General features: G+C 59.1%; 18 protein-coding genes. 9 read left to right on the plus strand and 9 right to left on the minus strand.

Features of this window, described 5'->3' with window-relative positions; translation table 11 throughout:
- Positions 1-103: 103 nt before the first annotated feature.
- The 4 genes from sciP to recG all read left to right on the plus strand — a co-directional run bounded on the left by sciP (position 104) and on the right by recG (position 5722).
- A complete protein-coding gene (gene sciP / locus TRIHO_RS12390) occupies positions 104-382 on the plus strand; it encodes a CtrA inhibitor SciP (RefSeq protein ID WP_068243956.1) in 279 nt (92 codons plus the stop codon).
- 125 nt (positions 383-507) lie between these two features.
- Positions 508-1227: a response regulator transcription factor CtrA gene (gene ctrA / locus TRIHO_RS12395; RefSeq protein WP_068243959.1), complete on the plus strand. Its 720-nt coding sequence runs from the start codon at positions 508-510 to the stop codon at positions 1225-1227.
- A gap of 153 nt (positions 1228-1380) precedes the next feature.
- The gene (gene ligA, locus TRIHO_RS12400) at positions 1381-3624 is read left to right on the plus strand and encodes an NAD-dependent DNA ligase LigA (RefSeq protein ID WP_408646190.1); all 2244 of its coding nucleotides are present in this window, start codon (positions 1381-1383) and stop codon (positions 3622-3624) included.
- 7 nt (positions 3625-3631) lie between these two features.
- Positions 3632-5722 carry an ATP-dependent DNA helicase RecG gene (gene recG, locus TRIHO_RS12405; protein WP_068243965.1) on the plus strand — a complete coding sequence of 697 codons (2091 nt, stop codon included), beginning with the start codon at positions 3632-3634 and terminating at the stop codon, positions 5720-5722.
- A 483-nt stretch (positions 5723-6205) separates the two neighbouring features.
- On the opposite strand, the gene TRIHO_RS12410 is transcribed toward recG, so the two are convergent.
- Positions 6206-6658, minus strand: coding sequence for an iron-sulfur cluster assembly scaffold protein (locus tag TRIHO_RS12410; protein WP_068243968.1), 453 nt, complete (start codon positions 6656-6658; stop codon positions 6206-6208).
- 62 nt (positions 6659-6720) lie between these two features.
- Here TRIHO_RS12410 and hisI point away from each other — a divergent pair, with 62 nt between their 5' ends.
- On the plus strand, positions 6721-7110 hold the full coding sequence (gene hisI, locus TRIHO_RS12415; RefSeq protein WP_068243971.1) for a phosphoribosyl-AMP cyclohydrolase: 390 nt from the start codon (positions 6721-6723) through the stop codon (positions 7108-7110).
- Here hisI and gluQRS read toward each other — a convergent pair.
- Genes gluQRS through trmFO form a run of 3 tightly spaced genes read right to left on the minus strand, consistent with a single transcriptional unit; the run spans position 7091 to position 9966 of the window.
- A complete protein-coding gene (gene gluQRS, locus TRIHO_RS12420) occupies positions 7091-7978 on the minus strand; it encodes a tRNA glutamyl-Q(34) synthetase GluQRS (protein WP_068243972.1) in 888 nt (295 codons plus the stop codon). The genes hisI and gluQRS overlap by 20 nt on opposite strands.
- Positions 7975-8589, minus strand: coding sequence for a class I SAM-dependent DNA methyltransferase (locus TRIHO_RS12425; RefSeq protein WP_068243973.1), 615 nt, complete (start codon positions 8587-8589; stop codon positions 7975-7977). The genes gluQRS and TRIHO_RS12425 overlap by 4 nt, the downstream gene beginning before the upstream one ends.
- 33 nt (positions 8590-8622) lie before the next feature.
- Positions 8623-9966, minus strand: a complete 1344-nt coding sequence (gene trmFO / locus TRIHO_RS12430; protein ID WP_068243976.1) for a methylenetetrahydrofolate--tRNA-(uracil(54)-C(5))-methyltransferase (FADH(2)-oxidizing) TrmFO — start codon at positions 9964-9966, stop codon at positions 8623-8625.
- Between the two features lie 399 nt (positions 9967-10365).
- Here trmFO and TRIHO_RS12435 point away from each other — a divergent pair, with 399 nt between their 5' ends.
- Positions 10366-10791 carry a PaaI family thioesterase gene (locus tag TRIHO_RS12435; RefSeq protein ID WP_068243979.1) on the plus strand — a complete coding sequence of 142 codons (426 nt, stop codon included), beginning with the start codon at positions 10366-10368 and terminating at the stop codon, positions 10789-10791.
- A 54-nt stretch (positions 10792-10845) separates the two neighbouring features.
- Here TRIHO_RS12435 and speE read toward each other — a convergent pair whose 3' ends face one another.
- The 3 genes from speE to TRIHO_RS12450 form a co-directional block, all read right to left on the minus strand.
- Entirely contained in the window at positions 10846-11700 is an 855-nt protein-coding gene (gene speE / locus TRIHO_RS12440) for a polyamine aminopropyltransferase (RefSeq protein WP_068243985.1), read from the minus strand.
- Positions 11697-12203, minus strand: a complete 507-nt coding sequence (speD, locus tag TRIHO_RS12445) for an adenosylmethionine decarboxylase (protein WP_068243988.1) — start codon at positions 12201-12203, stop codon at positions 11697-11699. Before speD ends, speE begins: the two co-directional genes overlap by 4 nt.
- Positions 12204-12434: 231 nt before the next feature.
- The gene (locus tag TRIHO_RS12450) at positions 12435-12665 is read right to left on the minus strand and encodes a DUF1127 domain-containing protein (RefSeq protein ID WP_068243991.1); all 231 of its coding nucleotides are present in this window, start codon (positions 12663-12665) and stop codon (positions 12435-12437) included.
- Positions 12666-12765: 100 nt separating this feature from the next.
- Between TRIHO_RS12450 and TRIHO_RS12455 the strand changes: the two genes are divergently transcribed.
- The 3 genes from TRIHO_RS12455 (at position 12766) to rpsI (ending at position 15307) form a co-directional block, all read left to right on the plus strand.
- On the plus strand, positions 12766-14181 hold the full coding sequence (locus TRIHO_RS12455) for an aminotransferase-like domain-containing protein (RefSeq protein ID WP_068243994.1): 1416 nt from the start codon (positions 12766-12768) through the stop codon (positions 14179-14181).
- A 173-nt stretch (positions 14182-14354) separates the two neighbouring features.
- Positions 14355-14813 carry a 50S ribosomal protein L13 gene (rplM, locus tag TRIHO_RS12460; RefSeq protein WP_068243997.1) on the plus strand — a complete coding sequence of 153 codons (459 nt, stop codon included), beginning with the start codon at positions 14355-14357 and terminating at the stop codon, positions 14811-14813.
- Between the two features lie 5 nt (positions 14814-14818).
- Positions 14819-15307, plus strand: coding sequence for a 30S ribosomal protein S9 (rpsI, locus tag TRIHO_RS12465; RefSeq protein ID WP_068244442.1), 489 nt, complete (start codon positions 14819-14821; stop codon positions 15305-15307).
- A gap of 207 nt (positions 15308-15514) precedes the next feature.
- Here rpsI and TRIHO_RS12470 read toward each other — a convergent pair whose 3' ends face one another.
- Positions 15515-16132, minus strand: a complete 618-nt coding sequence (locus TRIHO_RS12470; protein ID WP_068243999.1) for a TetR/AcrR family transcriptional regulator — start codon at positions 16130-16132, stop codon at positions 15515-15517.
- Positions 16125-16994, minus strand: coding sequence for a polyphosphate kinase 2 (gene ppk2, locus TRIHO_RS12475; protein ID WP_068244000.1), 870 nt, complete (start codon positions 16992-16994; stop codon positions 16125-16127). The genes TRIHO_RS12470 and ppk2 overlap by 8 nt, the downstream gene beginning before the upstream one ends.
- Between the last annotated feature and the right edge of the window lie 30 nt (positions 16995-17024).

Raw genomic sequence — 17024 nt, forward strand, 5'->3', positions numbered from 1 at the left:
AAATGCAACATATTCTCAAGGGGTGCATTTCACTTAGCGTTAAGCCCTGCAAGCCAATCTGCACCCAGCAATAAAGAAGACGCATCCTAGTAAGGGCATAGCGATGTTTTTGAAGAAAGTTGATGGTCCGCGTGCGGTCACATTACCCGATGGCACGGTCATGACACGTGCGGATCTACCGCCGCAGACGACAAAACGCTGGGTTGCCTCTCGAAAGGCCGCGGTTGTGCGTGGCGTTTTATACGGATTGATTCCCCAAAGCGAGGCCCTGCGCCTGTATAATTTGAGCGAAGAAGAGTTTCGCAGCTGGATCGCCGCCGTTGCGGATTTCGGGGAGGAGGCGCTGAAAACCACCCGCCTGAAGGAATATCGTAAGCCTTAAGGTAAAAACGGTCGAGTTAACTTGTTTGATTCCTCAAAATTAACCAACATGGTAACGGGACATTAACCTTTTCCCAGCAAGGTTAACGCAACCTGAGGAAAACAGAGTACAGGCGGAGACCAAATATGCGCATTCTACTCGTCGAGGATGATCCCACGACAGCGAAAAGCATCGAGCTGATGCTTACTCATGCGAACTTGAATGTTTACACCACCGATCTTGGCGAAGAAGGGATCGATCTGGCGAAGCTATACGACTACGATCTGATCCTTCTGGATCTGGGTCTGCCGGATATGAACGGACATGAGGTTCTGCGTCAGTTGCGCTTGTCTCGTATCGAGACTCCGATTTTGATCCTGTCCGGTGCTGACGATACGGAGAATAAAATCAAGGGCTTCGGCTTTGGTGCTGATGACTATCTGACGAAACCCTTCCACCGCGAAGAATTGGTTGCGCGCATTCACGCGATCATTCGCCGGTCCAAGGGGCATTCTCAGTCCATCATCAAAACCGGCAAGATTTCGGTCAACCTCGACGCCAAGACCGTCGATGTCGAAGGGAAATCCGTGCATCTGACCGGCAAGGAGTACCAGATGCTGGAACTCCTGTCGCTGCGCAAGGGCACGACCTTGACCAAGGAGATGTTCCTGAACCACCTCTATGGCGGCATGGACGAGCCGGAACTGAAAATCATCGACGTGTTCATCTGCAAGCTGCGCAAAAAGCTCAGCACCGCAACGGACGGCGAAAACTATATCGAAACCGTCTGGGGCCGTGGCTATGTGCTGCGGGATCCGCAAGAAGACCTCTCCACCGGTGGTCCGCGCATGGCTGTCGGTGCCTGAGATCCGCTAACGATCTGAAAACAAAAACGCATTTCAACCCCGCCTGACCCTGGTGTCCGGCGGGGTTTTTCGTTTGGCGCGAGGAGGCTGGACCTCATTGGGATCGGGGACTATCACCTAGGCGAGTTGTTTACCCGAAGGGGCAGAGTCAGGATGACAGAACAGGATCCCCGGCTGATGGACGCAGCCGATGCAGAAGCTGAGTTTCAATCTTTGGAAACCCAGATCGAAGCGGCCGATGTCGCTTATCACCAGAATGATGCCCCGTCCCTGTCCGATGGGGCCTATGATAAACTGAAACGCCGATATCTCGCATTGGCAGAGGCATTCCCGGAACTGGCAGCGCAGGGGCGTCGGGTGACGGCCATCGGGGCGCCTGCCGCGTCTGGCTTTGGCAAAGTGGCGCACTCTGTGCGCATGATGTCACTTGGAAATGCTTTTGAAGATCAGGATGTTGAGGATTTCGCTGCTGGTTTGCGCCGGTATCTTGGGCTCAGCCCGGACGCGCCGCTGGCCTTTACCGCAGAGCCAAAGATCGACGGGCTCTCACTGTCCTTGCGCTATGAACAGGGCAAACTTGTTCAGGCGGCGACACGGGGCGACGGCGCGGTGGGCGAAAACGTCACCGAAAACGCCCGCACAATTGCCGATATTCCGCAGGAGATTCCCGGTGCGCCTGACGTGCTTGAGGTTCGCGGCGAAGTCTACATGAGCCATGCGGATTTCGAGGCGCTGAATGCCAGGCAGTCGGACACAGGCGGCAAGATTTTTGCCAACCCGCGCAATGCCGCGGCGGGGTCTCTGCGGCAGTTGGATGCTGACATTACACGGGCGCGACCTTTGCGATTTTTCGCCTATAGCTGGGGAGAGCTTTCCGCTCCGCTTGCAGAAACACAAATTGGGGCCATCCAGCGGCTGGCTGTCCTTGGCTTTCAGACCAATCCGCTCACCCGCCAGTGCGAAACCATTTCAGAGATCCTGACCCATTATCACACCATCGAAGCGCAGCGCGCCGAGCTGGGATATGACATTGACGGTGTCGTCTACAAGGTGGACGACCTGGCCTTGCAGGAGCGGCTTGGTTTTCGCTCCACCACGCCGCGTTGGGCCATCGCCCATAAATTCCCGGCAGAGTTGGCGTGGACGCGGCTGGATGGCATCGACATTCAGGTCGGACGCACCGGGGCGCTTAGTCCCGTGGCGCGATTACACCCGGTTACGGTTGGCGGTGTGGTGGTGTCCAACGCCACGTTGCACAACGAAGACTACATTCGGGGGCTTGATTCCAAAGGCGCGGAGATCCGGGAGGGCAAGGACATTCGGGTCGGGGACTGGGTGCAGATTTACCGGGCCGGCGATGTCATTCCAAAGATCGCGGATGTGGATCTGACGCGACGCTCGGATGGGTCTGTTCCCTATGACTTTCCAAATACCTGCCCGCGCTGCGGCAGCCCGGCCGTGCGCGAAGAGGGCGATGCGGTCCGTCGCTGTAGCGGCGGTTTGATCTGCCCGGCTCAGGCGGTCGAGAAGCTCAAACACTTCGTGTCGCGGGCCGCATTTGATATTGAGGGGCTCGGGGCCAAGCAGGTGGCGCAATTCCATGCGGATGGCTGGGTGAAGGAACCGGCTGATATCTTTGAATTAGAGGCCAAATATGGCAGTGGCATTCAACAACTGAAAAACCGTGAAGGGTGGGGGGACAAATCAGCAGCGGCGCTGTTTTCCGCCATCGACAGCAAGCGCAGGATCGCATTTGCCCGACTGATTTTCAGCCTCGGCATTCGGCACGTGGGAGAGGTTGCGGCACGGGATGTGGCGCTGCATTTTCGGTCCTGGACCGCGCTTGTCGAGGCCCTCGACCTGGCGCGTCCCGCGGCGATTGCCCATCGCGCGGCAGATGATGCGGAGCTTCAGGAACGTCAGGATGCGACACGAGACGTACGCCGCGCCCGGATCTCCGAGGTCCGCAAGGCCGTGATCGCAGACTGCGCAGTCGCGCCGGAGGCGCAGGCCGCCTGGGATGATCTGATCAGTGTCGATGGCCTTGGCCCGACCGTCGCCTTGTCGCTGTCCGACGCCTTTGCCAATACCGAGGAACGTGCCGCGTTTTCCCGTCTGGTGGCGCATCTGGACATCACCGCGCCCGAGGCTCCGGCGAATGACAGTGTGGTTGCGGGAAAGACCGTGGTTTTCACCGGCTCCCTGGAAAAGATGACGCGGGCAGAGGCCAAGGCCCGCGCCGAAAGCCTGGGCGCGAAAGTGTCGGGATCTGTCTCTCGCAAGACCGATATTCTTGTCGCGGGCCCGGGCGCGGGGTCGAAGGCCGCAAAGGCGGCAGAGTTGGGCGTCATGACACTCGACGAGGACGGGTGGCTCGAACTCATCGGTCAGGGATGACGAAACGATGAGCGGCCGCCCGGAACAGTTGTTCCCGCTTTTTGCGGAACTGGAAACTTTGCAAGGCGTCGGCCCCAAAACGGCCGAACATTTTGCGCAGTTGAATATAACAGCCCCGCGGGACCTGCTGTTTTCCTTGCCCTATCAGGTTATCGACCGCCGTCGGCGTGAAACCATCAAAGGTTTGACCTTGCCGACGACGGCGACGGTCGAGGTGACTGTTGGCCAGCATCGTCCAGCGCGAAACAAGGGCGGGGCCTATCGTATTGATGTCAGCGATCAGGAAACCGACTTTCAACTGGTGTTCTTTCACGGTCGAAGTCGCTATCTGACCGCGCAACTGCCGGAAGGGGCGCGGCGCGTCGTTTCGGGTAAGTTGGAGCTTTTTGACGGGACCGCTCAGATGGTCCATCCCGATCATATGGTGCCATTGGCCGAAGCATCAGAGATCCCCGAATTCGAGCCGGTCTATCGGCTGACCCACGGCATTAGCCAGAAAACCATCTTCAAGGCGGTCCAAAGTGCCTTGACCCGGGTCCCCGAGCTGCCGGAATGGATCGACGCCTCGTACAAAAAACAACAGGCCTGGGCGGATTGGCATACCGCCCTTGCGGCGGCCCATGCGCCGGCTGGTGTCGAGGATCTAGCACAGGACAGCCCAATGCGTGCGCGACTGGCCTATGACGAGCTGTTTGCGCATCAGTTGACCCTTGCGATTGCCCGCTCTGTCGAACGGGAACAGCCCGGGCATCGTTCGGTCGCAACCGGGGCGCTGCAGCGCAAGGTCCTTGCCGCTTTGCCCTATCGCCCGACCGGCGCACAGGGACGTGCGATCGAGGAAATCACCGCCGAGATGGCCAGCGAGCGGCGGATGAACCGGTTGCTGCAAGGCGATGTCGGGGCAGGCAAGACGCTCGTCGCCTTTATGGCGCTGCTGGTGGCCGTCGAAGCCGGGGGGCAGGGGGTCATGATGGCCCCGACGGAAATCCTGGCCCGCCAGCATATGGAGGGGCTGCAGCCCCTTGCGGAAGATGCGGGTGTGGTGCTGGAAATTTTGACCGGTCGGGACAAGGGAAAGGACCGCAAGGCAAAACTCGATGCGCTGGCGCGTGGGGATATTCACATCCTTCTGGGCACGCATGCGGTCTTTCAGGCGGATGTATCATTCAATGCGCTGCGTCTGGTCGTCGTGGACGAGCAGCACCGTTTTGGTGTGCGGCAACGAATGGAGCTGGCAGAAAAAGGCCAGCGCGCCGATGTACTGGTGATGACCGCGACGCCGATCCCCCGATCGCTTGCGCTGACCCAATATGGCGATATGGAAGTTTCGATCCTGGATGAAAAACCGCCGGGCCGCAAACCGATCAAGACCGCAATCATCAGCACCGAGCGGATGTCAGAAGTGGTCGACCATCTTCGCCGCGCCATTTCTGAAGGACGGCAATGCTACTGGGTCTGTCCGCTGGTTGAAGAGTCGGAGGTCATGGATCTGACCGCCGCGGATGTCCGGTTCAAGCAGTTGCGCGCCATCCTTGGCGACGATCTGGTCGGTCTTGTGCACGGGCAAATGCCACCGCGGGAAAAGGACGCTGCCATGGCGGCCTTCCAGGAGGGGCGGACGCGGGTTCTGGTGGCGACCACGGTGATCGAAGTGGGCGTCAATGTGCCCAATGCCTCCATCATGGTGATCGAGCGGGCCGAGATTTTCGGGCTGGCGCAACTACACCAGCTGCGCGGGCGTGTTGGCCGGGGCAGTACAGAATCCACCTGCCTGCTGATGTATCAACCGCCGCTGAGCGAAGGCGGGCGTAAACGGTTGGAAGTGCTGCGGCAGAGCGAAGATGGCTTCCTGATTGCCGAAACGGATCTGCAGATGCGCGGCGCCGGGGATGTCATTGGCACGGCGCAGTCTGGCTTGCCGAGATTTCACATTGCAGATCTGGAGCAGCAGGCGGACCTAATGGCCGTGGCGCAAAGCGATGCGCGGGCGCTGATGACCTCCGATCCCGATCTGGTCGGCGCGCGGGGCCGGGCGGCCAGAACGCTGTTGTGGTTGTTACGGCAGGACGAAGCTATCCGTCTGATTTCCGTGGGGTAATTGCACGCCTCTCCTGGCTTGTGCTGATTTGTTCACGAATGTTCTCAAAAAGTTCTTTACAGCGACCTCGTAAAGTGAGAACAAAGGGGCAACAGAAGCGTCGCAGGCGCCTGACAGACAGCGGAGAGGTTTCAAGATGGTTACGCAATTCAAATCTGCACTACGCAATGGCCAAACAACGCTCCTTCAGGATGCGATTGGTGCCGCTTCTCTGGTTGTCATGCTGGTCGTCGGCCTGCATCTGCCCAGCTTGTTCTGATCCCCATAGGGTTTGCCTGTGTTTTCATGCCGGGGGCGCCAGCCTCTTGTTTGCCAGGATTGATTGCCTGTTCGATCCGCACCCTTCGGCCTCGGCCCATCGGTGTTTGGTGTTCCCGGGTCCCGCATGAAGATACTGCCACTGGCCGCCGCCATCTGCCCGGATGTGCGGCGGTTTTTTTCTGACTTTGACTGGGGGAACCTGATAAAACAGCGTGGCCCGGATCAGGCGCAATCTGCCTTGAGCGCGGTTTGCATGGCTTCCAGTGTTGCCTCAAGCGCAAGAAGAATAGAGGCATGCCGGTTCTTGAACTCTCGTGCGGGCATCAAAACTTCCAGCCCGTCAAAAGGCGGCTGCGGCGCCGGCCCGCCTTCAATCAGCATCGCTTTCAGTTGGTTGCGCGCGGTCTCCACCTCGGCGAGGCTGCGGCCCAGAATGGCCTGGCCCACGACCGAAGCCGAGGCCTGACCAAGGGCGCAGGCTTTGACATCCTGCCCAAATCGCGCCACCACACCGTCCTCGACTGCAATATCGACAGTCACGGTGGATCCACAGAGCGGAGAGCGCCGCTTCACCGTCGCGTCAGGCGTGTCCAGGCGCTGCTGATGAGGGATCTCCGCCGCAAGGGCCAGGATCTTTGTCGAATAGAGTTTGATCAGATCTGTTTCGCCGGACATCTGCGCTTTCCTTGGGGTTTCCCTTGCACTGCGTTCTCAATACATAGGGGTGCACTCCTCAGATGCAAAAGGTTTTTGACATGCAGACTTCGGTGACATTCTCGCCTGACACGTTGACATACAATGATGCCGGGCTGGTGCCCTGCATCGCACAGGATGCCGGGAGCGGCGAGGTCCTGATGATGGCCTGGATGAACGCAGAAAGCATCGCAAAGACGCTTGAAACGGGGCGCGTAACCTATTGGTCCCGCTCGCGTAAATCGTTCTGGGTCAAGGGCGAAAGCTCTGGCCACGTGCAAGAGCTGCAAGAGTTGCGTGTGGATTGTGATCGCGATGCGTTGCTTGCGATCGTGCGCCAGACCGGACCGGCCTGTCACACCAACCGCCGCAGCTGTTTCTACACCGCGATCCGCGATGGAGAAGAGCATGAGATCATGGCGCCAATGAGCTGATTTTACCGGTTTCTTTTATGGTCGGCAGGCCGACCATTCTGCGAATATCTTCCGGTGTGGCTCCTTCGGCGCGGTACTTGGCGATGGCGCGCGCGTCGTCGCGTTTTGCCAGACGTTTGCCATGGTCATCCCGGATCAGCCGGTGATGATGATACCGTGGCACCGGCACCTTCAGCAATGTCTGAAGCACGACGTGGATCTGCGTGGTTTCAAAGAGGTCGGCGCCGCGAACCACATCCGTGATCGCCTGCGCGGCGTCATCGACCACAACAGACAGATGGTACGATGTCCCCATGTTCCGGCGCACAAGCACGACGTCCCCCACCGCCTCAATAAGATGAGTCGGATTGATTGAGATCTTGCCGCCAAGGGTCTCGGATGTTTCGATAAAACTGAGTTCGTTCAAGTCGGACAGCGCGGCTGCCATATTGAGACGGATCACATCCTGGGGTGTGGCCTCGGCTATCGTTCGGTTGCGACAGGTGCCCGGGTAAATCCGCCCATCGGGGCCAAACTGCGGCACGCCTTCCTGGGGTGCCCCTGCGGCGGCCTCGATATCGGCGCGGTTGCATCGACAGGGGTAGGTCAGGCCAAGGTCCGAGAGTTTTGCCAGGGCCTCGGCATAACGCGGCAGCCGGTCGGATTGGCGCAAGACAGGTTTTCTCCAGCGCAGTCCGAGCCAGTTCAGATCCTCATAGATCTGTTGCTCCCAGGCTGGGCGAGCGCGGGATTGGTCAATATCTTCGATGCGCAATATGAATGTGCCGCCGTGGGCATCCGCAAGACCTGCGGCGAGCAGGGCGGAATAGGCATGCCCAAGATGCAGCGGTCCGGTCGGCGATGGGGCAAACCTGGTCGTGAAGGTCACGTCTTTTCAATCACGTAGACATCAGCATTAAGGTTGAGACCGGGAAGATGCGGGCCATGCTCCCGAAACAGCAAACTGGCAGCGCCACAATCGAGCCATTCGTTCATGGCGAATGTATAAGATTTATCCGCAAGGCTTTGATCGTTCAGCGAAAAGGCCAACAGGTCACCTCGGTTGAGCCCATGCATCAGGCGGGTCAATACGGTGGCCGGAGCCGCCCCAACCCCTAAGACACCACAGGCGACAACAGCCCGGTACAGGCCCGCGCGAAACGGCTTTGTGTCCTTGGGGTCGACGAGGGTCAGGCGACGATAGGCATCCTTGGCCCCTGCGACTTTGAGCATTTCGACCGATGGGTCGAGCCCGTCGATGATCTCATAGCCGGCGCGCCGCAGGGCGATCCCGGACAGACCGGTGCCACACCCGAAATCAAGGATCTGCGCCGCTGGATCCGGCAGCAATGACCAGAGCGCGTCCGCGATCCGGCCCGGCGTGGCATAGGCGTTTTCGGCGATTTCCGCGTCGTAGCTGGCAGCCCAGCGGTTATAGTGCTCGAGCGTCTCTTCGACCGTCTCGAGCCCATAGGTTTTTTCGAGAAATTTTTCGGTCATGCGAACAGTGTAACCCGGCCGCCCGAAGAACGTCTATGAAAAGTTGCCGAGCCATGATTGCCACGCATCTTTGGCGCGATCAGTATAGGCCTTGTAGCGATCCTTGCGTCCGCGCCGGCCGGCTTTCAACCCGTCGACGGGGCGAAACAGACCGAAATTCACGTTCATCGGCTGAAACGTCTTGGCCTCGGCGCCACCGGTGATGTGGTGGATCAGGGCCCCCATGGCGCTGTCCTGCGGCACCGGAGGCAGGGCTTGCCCCAGGATCTCGGCAGCGGCGAGGCGGCCGGCCAGAAGCCCCATAGCGGCACTTTCAACATATCCTTCAACACCCGTCACTTGCCCGGCAAAGCGAATGTTGGGTTTGGACCTGAGCCGCATTTCAGAATCGAGAAGGGTCGGGGAGTTCAGAAACGTGTTGCGGTGGATGCCGCCAAGGCGGGCAAAGCTGGCATTCTCCAGGCCGGGTATCATCCGAAAAACATCGGTTTGGGCGCCATACTTCATCTTGGTCTGAAAGCCGACGATGTTGAACAGTGTTCCCAGCGCATTGTCGCGGCGCAGTTGCACCACCGCATGCGCCTTGATGTCCGGCTGATGCGGGTTTGTCAGGCCGACCGGTTTCATCGGCCCGTGGCGAAGAGTTTCGCGGCCGCGTTCCGCCATCACTTCAATCGGCAGGCAACCGTCGAAATACCCGGCGGTTTCGCCCTCGTGGAACTCGGTCTTGTCGGCGGCCAGCAGCGCGTCGATAAAGGCCTCATACTGGTCCTTGTCCATCGGGCAGTTGAGATAGGCGGTGCGCTCCTCCTCGGTCTCTCCCTTGTCATAACGGGACTGCATCCAGGCCTTCGACATGTCGATGCTGTCGGCGTAGATGATCGGCGCGATGGCATCAAAGAAGGCCAGACGCTCCGCGCCGGTCTCGCGCTGGATCGCTTCGCCAAGGGCCGCCGAGGTGAGCGGACCAGTGGCGAAAATCCAATGCCCGTCATCCGGCAATTCGGTGATCTCTTCGTAAGAGACACGCAAGTTCGGGTGCGCTTTTAGGCGCGCCGTCACGGTTTCGGCGAAGGGCTCACGGTCAACGGCCAGCGCGCCACCTGCGGGCAGGCGGTGTTGCTCGGCCGCGGCCATGATCAGCCCGTTCGCGGCCCGCATTTCCCAATGCAGCAGACCCACGGCGTTTTGCTCGTCATCGTCGGACCGGAACGAGTTGGAACAGACCATCTCGCCCAGGTTGCCGGTCTGGTGGGCAAAGGTTTCGACCTTGGGTCGCATCTCGTGGATGACCACTTTGATGCCCATATGGGCCGCCTGCCAGGCGGCCTCGGATCCGGCCATTCCGCCGCCAACGATGTGAAGTTCATGTGTCATGACAGGCCAGATAAGCCAGCCGGGGCGTCGGCGCAATATCGTCCGAACAGAGATAGAGGGAGAGGGGAGAGAAAATTAGGGCCGCAGCTTCGTGAACGTCAAGTCCGGGTGAGAGATCCGGTTGGAGGGACGGTTCGAAGCAGCGGCCCGAATTGCGTCAAGCCATCAGGCTTGCCCAACTCTTGACATTTTCTTGCCTTGTTTGGAAGCCTCAATATGGAAACAATACTATGCCAAACGTAAACAAAGCCTGAATTTTCTGAAAATTTTAGGAAATTTATATCGCTTTCGATGTCTCGGAATGGATCGCGTGGCATATGCCGCAACGTTGTATGGCGACAGGGTTGTTGCAGCGGAGATCTCGTGCAGAGTACGCCGATACAGGCAAAGGGGCATAGCATGGATCTGGTTTTCGACGCGCCGCAATTGGCCGCTTATCTGGAGGACGTGTTTCCGCAGTTGCGGGGGGATTTCTCGGTCGAGACTTTGGCGCCCGGCAGCATTACCATGCGGTTGCATGTGCAGGAACAGCATTTGCGGCCGGGCGGCACCGTGTCCGGTCCCGCCATGTTCGCGCTGGCGGATGTATCGGTCTATGCGCTGGTGTTGGCCCATCTCGGGCGCGAGGCTCTGGCCGTCACGACAAATGCGTCATTTGATTTCATGCGCAAACCGGAAAACGGCCGTGACCTGCTGGCTCAGGCGCGCCTGCTCAAGCTGGGGCGCACGCTGGCGGTGGGGGACATTCTGTTGTTTTCTGAGGGCAAGGAGGAGCCCGTGGCGCGCTCCACGATGACCTATTCCATTCCGCCCAAACGGAACTGAAAAGCGCCCGCGGATTGCTCCGGGGCGCTCTTTAATTGCGGCGGACAAGCTGCTTCAGGGAAACAGTTTTTGAACATATCCCGGCAGCGCAAAGGCCGCCTTGTGAACCGCGGGCGTGTAGTAGTCCGGGCGCAGGTCCGCGGCGGCGAACCGGGCTTCGAGCTTTGCAAGGTCAATGTCGCGCCCCTTGGTCGAATGGCTGCCCCACCCAAGCGCCATCGGGCCGCCCACATAGGTGGGAATGGTCGCGAGATAGCAGCTCGCATCGGCAAACAGCGTCTGAAACGCCCGCATCGTGTTGGTGAGTTCGTCCCCCTGCATGAACGGCACGCCGTTCTGGGTGACGATGATCCCTTCTGCCGACAGCGCGCGGGCGGCGTGGCCATAGAACGTGTCGGTGAACAGCACTTCGCCCGGACCAATGGGGTCGGTGGAATCGACGATGATCACGTCGAACGTGTCTCTCGTCGCTTTCATGAAGGCGGCGCCATCGTCGATCACCAGATTGAGCCGCGCATCGTCAAAGGCGCCCTGGCTGAGCATGGGGAGGTATTTGCGTGAAAAATCGACAACGCCGGCGTCGATTTCCACCATTGTGACATGCTCGACAGAGGCGTGTTTCAGGACCTCACGCGCAATGCCACCGTCGCCGCCGCCAATGATCAGCACATGTTTGGCAGCCCCATGCGCCAGAAGCGGCACATGGGTCAGCATCTCGTGATAGATGAAGTTGTCGCCTTCTGTGGTCTGCACGACGTCATCCAGCGTCAGAACCCGCCCGAAGGTGCCGTTCTGAAAGACCTTGAGCCGCTGGTGCTCGGTCTCGCTGTCATAATACATTTCGCTGACCCGCAGGGACTGGGCAAAATGACCGTGCAGGCGCTCGGTGTTCCAGACCTCATCGGTCATGCGGCGACCTCCTTGGCGACGATTTCCTCGCCCCGCAGCAGCTCGCGCACTTCGACCAGATTGGTCTCGAAGGCGGATTTCAGCACATCGACGGCCTTCCACGGCTCTGCGTCGCCGCACATGAAGACGTCAAAGGCACCATAGCCGATCTCCGGCCAGGTGTGCACAGAGATATGGCTCTCGGCGAGCACCGCCACACCGGACACACCCTGGGGCGAGAACTTGTGGGTGTGGATATGCAGCAGGGTCGCGCCGCAGACTTCGACCATCTTGCGAAAGGCGGTTTCGATCCGGGTCTGACAATCCAGCCCGGTGCCCTTCATCACTTCGATGATCAGATGTGTGCCGGCAAAAACCTTGCCGTCGCGACGAATGAAATGATCCTCCCGGTCGCTTTCGACCAAAGAGTTCACAATAGCGGTGGGTCCACCGCTGGCGGTATCTTCCTCATGGGCGCCTGTCTCCAGACCGATCCCCAGTTGGAAGAGGTTGGCGTCGGTCATGACACGCCCCTTCGTTCCAGTAGATGACAATCCAGACGGTCCTTAGCGCCCCCCCGAATAAGAGTTCAGGGTTGGGATCGGTACCGAAAGTCAGTCGCAGATAGGGAAGCGGGAGGATTCGATCAAGGTAAAATTTTAAGAAATCCGGTATGCAATACCATACAAAAAGGGCCGGGGACGCGCCCCGGCCTGACAGTTGGTTCTGGTCCCAATGATTGCCTCGGGGAGAGATCAGGGTTTCCAGAACGGAAGAGTGGATTCGCGCGCCGCCTGGGCCTGGCTCAGCCCGATATCCTGCAGCTGATGAGCGGTCAGGCGCGACAAGTCTCGGCGCGTGCGTTTTCGGACGGACCACTTTGTTGCCAGAACCGCGACACCGATTGCCCATTCCGCAACCACCGGCAGGGCCGGACGGCTGGTCAGATAGTCAAGCTGCGACGGGTGTTCTGGAACTTGTATCATGGTCTATCTCACATTCTCACATTTTGTATTGATGCAATTCGTTTGTAGTGGCAGTATATGCGTACAAAGAACGCTATGATTTGTCCAAATGGGGATTGTTATGGGTACAATTTGGCCCTCCACGCTCACCGGATCCCTCGCGGAAAAGCCTGGCCCAAAGTATAAGCGTGTCGCCGATACGATACGATCCGCGGTGCAGAGTGGTACATTGGCGATTGGTGCCAAGTTACCACCTGTGCGCGAGCTGGCGTATCAGCTGAGCATTACGCCGGGCACCGTTGCACGGGCCTACACCATCCTGACGGACGAGGGATTGTTGCAGGCCGAAGTTGGTCGCGGAACCTTTGTTGCGGAGCGTGAAACCGTTGTGATGGACGACGTGTGGTCGCGCCAGCTGCACTTGATGGAACGGACAAATCCCAATCATGTCAGCTTGTTCAGTCCGCGGCTTGTGGATGTGGGGCAGGTCGCGCTGATCCGTGAGGCGCTGCGAAAAGCGGCGGATTGTGATCGACTTGCGCTGCTCAACTACCCCACACGGGATGCCTATCAGGATGTCCGGCAGGCGGTGGTGGATTGGCTGTCCGACACTGCCCTCGGACCGCTGAGTGAGCAGGAAATCGTCCTGACCCATGGCGGGCAGAATGCGGTGATGACGGTGTTGCAGGCGATTCTCAAAGACGCGTCACCGACCATTATGGTCGAGGATCTGTCTTATGCCGGGTTTCGCAGAGCTGCCGAAATTTTGCGCGCTAAGGTTGTCGGGGTTGCCATCGACGAACATGGAATCGTACCGGAATCGCTGGATACGGTAATCCGCAATTCCGGTGCGTCGGTGCTCTGTACCAGTCCCGAAGTACACAATCCGACGGGGTCCTTTACGCCTCTGGCGCGCCGGGAGGCGATTCTTCGCGTGCTGCGGCGTCATGGGGTACAAGTCATCGAAGACGATTGTTACCGGATGGGCGAAGCGCGCGCGCCGACCTATCGTGCCTTGGCGCCAGAACTTGGCTGGCATGTCACCTCGATCTCCAAATCGCTGACGCCAGCCTTGCGCGTGGGGTTTGCGATTGCGCCGGTGGGGCGCTCGGCGGACCTGCGGCGGGTTGCGGAATACGGCTATTTTGGCCTTTCGCAGCCGCTGGCCGAGGTGACACGGATCCTGCTGTCGGATCCTCGCAGCAAACCGCTGGTGCAAAAGGTGCGACAGGAAATGGGCGAATACGTGCGCGTTGCGGTGAATGCCCTGGGAGCGTTCGAGCTGACCTGGGATGCGCAGGTTCCCTTTCTCTGGCTCAAGCTCCCGTCGGGCTGGCGGGCCGGCGCCTTTACCCGCGCGGCGGAGGCGCAGGGGGTGCAATTGCGCTCGGCGGATGAGTTTGCGCTACGGGACGGGCGGGCGCCCAATGCGGTGCGCATCGCTGTCAACGGTCACGTCACCCTGGCGCGGTTCGAGGACGCGATGTTGCGGCTGCGGACGCTTCTGGACAACCCGCCCGAACAAATCAGCGTCTGAGCGAGTGTAAGTGTGGGGTATTATAGTACCTAATTTTCAACACGCTGAAAACAAACGGAATAATGTTCATTGCCTGTGTTGACGTGTCGCCGGTAGCACCGTAAACCCCGTCCATCGAATTCAGATGGAGTCGGTTTCGGCGCCATCGTCACGACAAACAGGATTGACCTGACATGAAAACCTTCTCTGCTACCCCGGCAGATATCGAAAAGAAGTGGATCATCATCGACGCCGAAGGCGTGGTGCTGGGCCGTCTTGCTTCGATTATTGCCACTCGCCTGCGCGGCAAGCATAAACCGACCTTCACCCCGCACATGGATATGGGCGACAACGTGATTGTTGTGAATGCCGACAAGATCCAGATGACCGGCAAGAAGCGCGACGAGCACTTCTACTGGCACACGGGTCACCCCGGCGGAATCAAATCCCGCACCAAGCAGCAAATCCTCGAGGGTGCACACCCCGAGCGCGTGGTCTTTCAGGCCGTCAAGCGTATGCTGCCGGGCAACCGCCTGTCCCGCCAGCAGATGACCAACCTGCGCATCTATGCAAGTGCCGAGCACCCGCATGAAGCCCAGAGCCCCGAAGTTCTGGATGTCAAATCCATGAACAAGAAAAACACCCGGAGCTAATGACGATGGCTGATCAGATCACTACTCTCGAAGAGCTGGGCGCTGTCGCAGGCGTCGAAACCGCAGCCGAAGAGCTGGAAGCACCGCGCGAGCCCGTTCGGGACGAGCTGGGTCGCTCCTATGCAACCGGCAAGCGGAAAGACGCGGTTTCCCGTGTCTGGATCAAACCGGGTTCCGGCAAGGTCATCGTGAACGGCAAGGAAATGAAGGCTTATTTTGCACGCCCCGTGCTGCAAATGATCCTGCGTCAACCCTTCACCGTTGCCGGTGTCGAAGACCAGTTTGACGTTTACGCAACCGTCAAGGGCGGTGGCCTCTCCGGTCAGGCCGGCGCGGTCAAGCACGGCATCTCCAAGGCGCTGCAGCTTTATGATCCGTCCCTGCGTGGCGCGCTCAAGGCGGCTGGCTTCTTGACCCGCGACAGCCGTGTTGTTGAACGTAAGAAGTTCGGTCGCCGCAAAGCGCGTCGTTCCTTCCAGTTCTCCAAGCGTTAATCGCTGTCTGGACTTTGGATTTGAAAAGGGCTGCCTCTGGGCGGCCCTTTTTGCTGGCGTCCCCTTGTTTTGTGCCTGGGCAAATGGCTGTTGCTGCAGGAGCCTGTCTTCACACCTACGTGTAACATCGCGGCGTGTCACATGGCGGCGTGTCCCGTGACGGGGTGGCACACGGTAGGTATCAGACGGGGGAGCACATAGGGCGCTTCAATCGTCCGGCTGGATCAACCCAAGCCCGCGCAGATAGATCCCAATCCCGGATTCAAGCAGGTCCTCGGGCGCGTAGGGCGATGCGGTGCCGGGCGCATTGCGCGCAAAGAGTTCCACCACGCCATGGCTCATCGCCATGATATGGGCCGAAAACATCGAGGCCGGAGGGCGTTTTTCCGCCGGGATATGCTGGCTGAGTTCAGCCGCCGCGCGCTCCAGAACACCGCGGGCACGGGCAGCGGCATCAGACAGCTCTGGCGTGCGGTTTGTGGAAATGCCGCTTTCAAACATGGCGATGTAATGGCCGGGATGTTTGCGGGCAAAGGCAAGATAGGCCCGTCCCGTCGCCTCAAACGCTGCAAGGGCGGAGGGCTGGTATTTTTCATAGGCATGCTGCACGAGATCGGCAAACATCAAAAAACCCTGCCGGGCGGCTTCCGCAATCAGGTCTTCGCGCCCCTCAAAATGGCGATAAACGGCCGCCGGGGTGACACCGGCCTGTTTCGCGGCTTCTGACAGGGTGAAACCGGTTGGTCCCTTCGCCTCGATCAGCCGCAGCGCCGATTCCACCAGCGCCTGGCGCAGATTGCCATGATGATAGCCGCGTTTAGGCATCCCAGATTTCTGGACCTCCGCAGATCAATGGATCAGCTTTTCCAATCGCTTCAATGTCTTTGTTGTCATAGTCAATTGACAACAGGACATGGCGAATAGCTTCGAGCCGGGCGCGTTTCTTGTCATCTGACCGCACGATGGTCCAGGGGGCATGCGGGCTCTGTGCTCGGGTGAGCGTTTCGCGGATTGCCTCAGAATAAGCGTCCCAACGTTTCAGCCCTTCAACGTCAATCCAGCTGAGTTTCCATTGCTTTAACGGGTCTTCTTCACGCGCAAGGAACCGGCGCAACTGTTCGGCGCGCCCAACGTTCAGCCAGAACTTGAACAGGTGAATGCCTTCATCGACCAACATCTTTTCGAATTCAATGACTTGCGAAAAGAAGTGCTCGCGCTGCGCATCGGTACAGAATTCAAAGACATGCTCCACCACGCCACGATTGTACCAGCTGCGGTCAAAGAACACGATTTCCCCGCCTGCGGGCAATTGGGTAATGTAGCGCTGGAAATACCATTGGGTGGCCTCGGTTTCCGTCGGCTTTGACAGGGCAACAACACGGGCACCGCGAGGGTTAAGGTTCTCGCGAAAACGTTTGATTGTGCCGCCTTTTCCGGCGGCATCGCGGCCCTCGAACACAATCGCCACGCGTTGACCGGTGGCTTTGACCCAGGCCTGAAGCTTGACCAGTTCGATCTGCAGCGCGTCGTATTGCGCTGTGTAGTCTTTCTTTGAGATCTCGACATCGTAAGGGTAGCTCGGATTGAGGATATCGTCCTTGTGGGACCCTTTGATCGCCTTGCGGATATCGCTCGGAGCCGTCTTGTCAAAATACTGGCTGATCGCCCCGTCAAACGGCTTGGTCATGTCTGATCCATCCTTTCCTGTCCGCATTCT

Origin of the sequence: Tritonibacter horizontis, from assembly GCF_001518015.1 — a bacterium.
GTDB classification, from domain to species: Bacteria; Pseudomonadota; Alphaproteobacteria; order Rhodobacterales; family Rhodobacteraceae; genus Epibacterium; species Epibacterium horizontis.

Bases quoted from the DNA above. Each gene is read 5' to 3' on its own strand.
- rpsI (WP_068244442.1), top strand. From the start codon at position 14,819: ATGGCTGATCAGATCACTACTCTCGAAGAGCTGGGCGCTGTCGCAGGC.
- TRIHO_RS12450 (WP_068243991.1), bottom strand. From the start codon at position 12,665: ATGATACAAGTTCCAGAACACCCGTCGCAGCTTGACTATCTGACCAGC.
- TRIHO_RS12470 (WP_068243999.1), bottom strand. From the start codon at position 16,132: ATGCCTAAACGCGGCTATCATCATGGCAATCTGCGCCAGGCGCTGGTG.
- rplM (WP_068243997.1), top strand. From the start codon at position 14,355: ATGAAAACCTTCTCTGCTACCCCGGCAGATATCGAAAAGAAGTGGATC.
- recG (WP_068243965.1), top strand. From the start codon at position 3,632: ATGAGCGGCCGCCCGGAACAGTTGTTCCCGCTTTTTGCGGAACTGGAA.
- ctrA (WP_068243959.1), top strand. From the start codon at position 508: ATGCGCATTCTACTCGTCGAGGATGATCCCACGACAGCGAAAAGCATC.
- ppk2 (WP_068244000.1), bottom strand. From the start codon at position 16,994: ATGACCAAGCCGTTTGACGGGGCGATCAGCCAGTATTTTGACAAGACG.
- trmFO (WP_068243976.1), bottom strand. From the start codon at position 9,966: ATGACACATGAACTTCACATCGTTGGCGGCGGAATGGCCGGATCCGAG.
- TRIHO_RS12410 (WP_068243968.1), bottom strand. From the start codon at position 6,658: ATGTCCGGCGAAACAGATCTGATCAAACTCTATTCGACAAAGATCCTG.
- sciP (WP_068243956.1), top strand. From the start codon at position 104: ATGTTTTTGAAGAAAGTTGATGGTCCGCGTGCGGTCACATTACCCGAT.
- speE (WP_068243985.1), bottom strand. From the start codon at position 11,700: ATGACCGATGAGGTCTGGAACACCGAGCGCCTGCACGGTCATTTTGCC.
- TRIHO_RS12455 (WP_068243994.1), top strand. From the start codon at position 12,766: ATGGGTACAATTTGGCCCTCCACGCTCACCGGATCCCTCGCGGAAAAG.
- TRIHO_RS12435 (WP_068243979.1), top strand. From the start codon at position 10,366: ATGGATCTGGTTTTCGACGCGCCGCAATTGGCCGCTTATCTGGAGGAC.
- speD (WP_068243988.1), bottom strand. From the start codon at position 12,203: ATGACCGACGCCAACCTCTTCCAACTGGGGATCGGTCTGGAGACAGGC.
- ligA (WP_408646190.1), top strand. From the start codon at position 1,381: ATGACAGAACAGGATCCCCGGCTGATGGACGCAGCCGATGCAGAAGCT.
- TRIHO_RS12425 (WP_068243973.1), bottom strand. From the start codon at position 8,589: ATGACCGAAAAATTTCTCGAAAAAACCTATGGGCTCGAGACGGTCGAA.
- hisI (WP_068243971.1), top strand. From the start codon at position 6,721: ATGCAAAAGGTTTTTGACATGCAGACTTCGGTGACATTCTCGCCTGAC.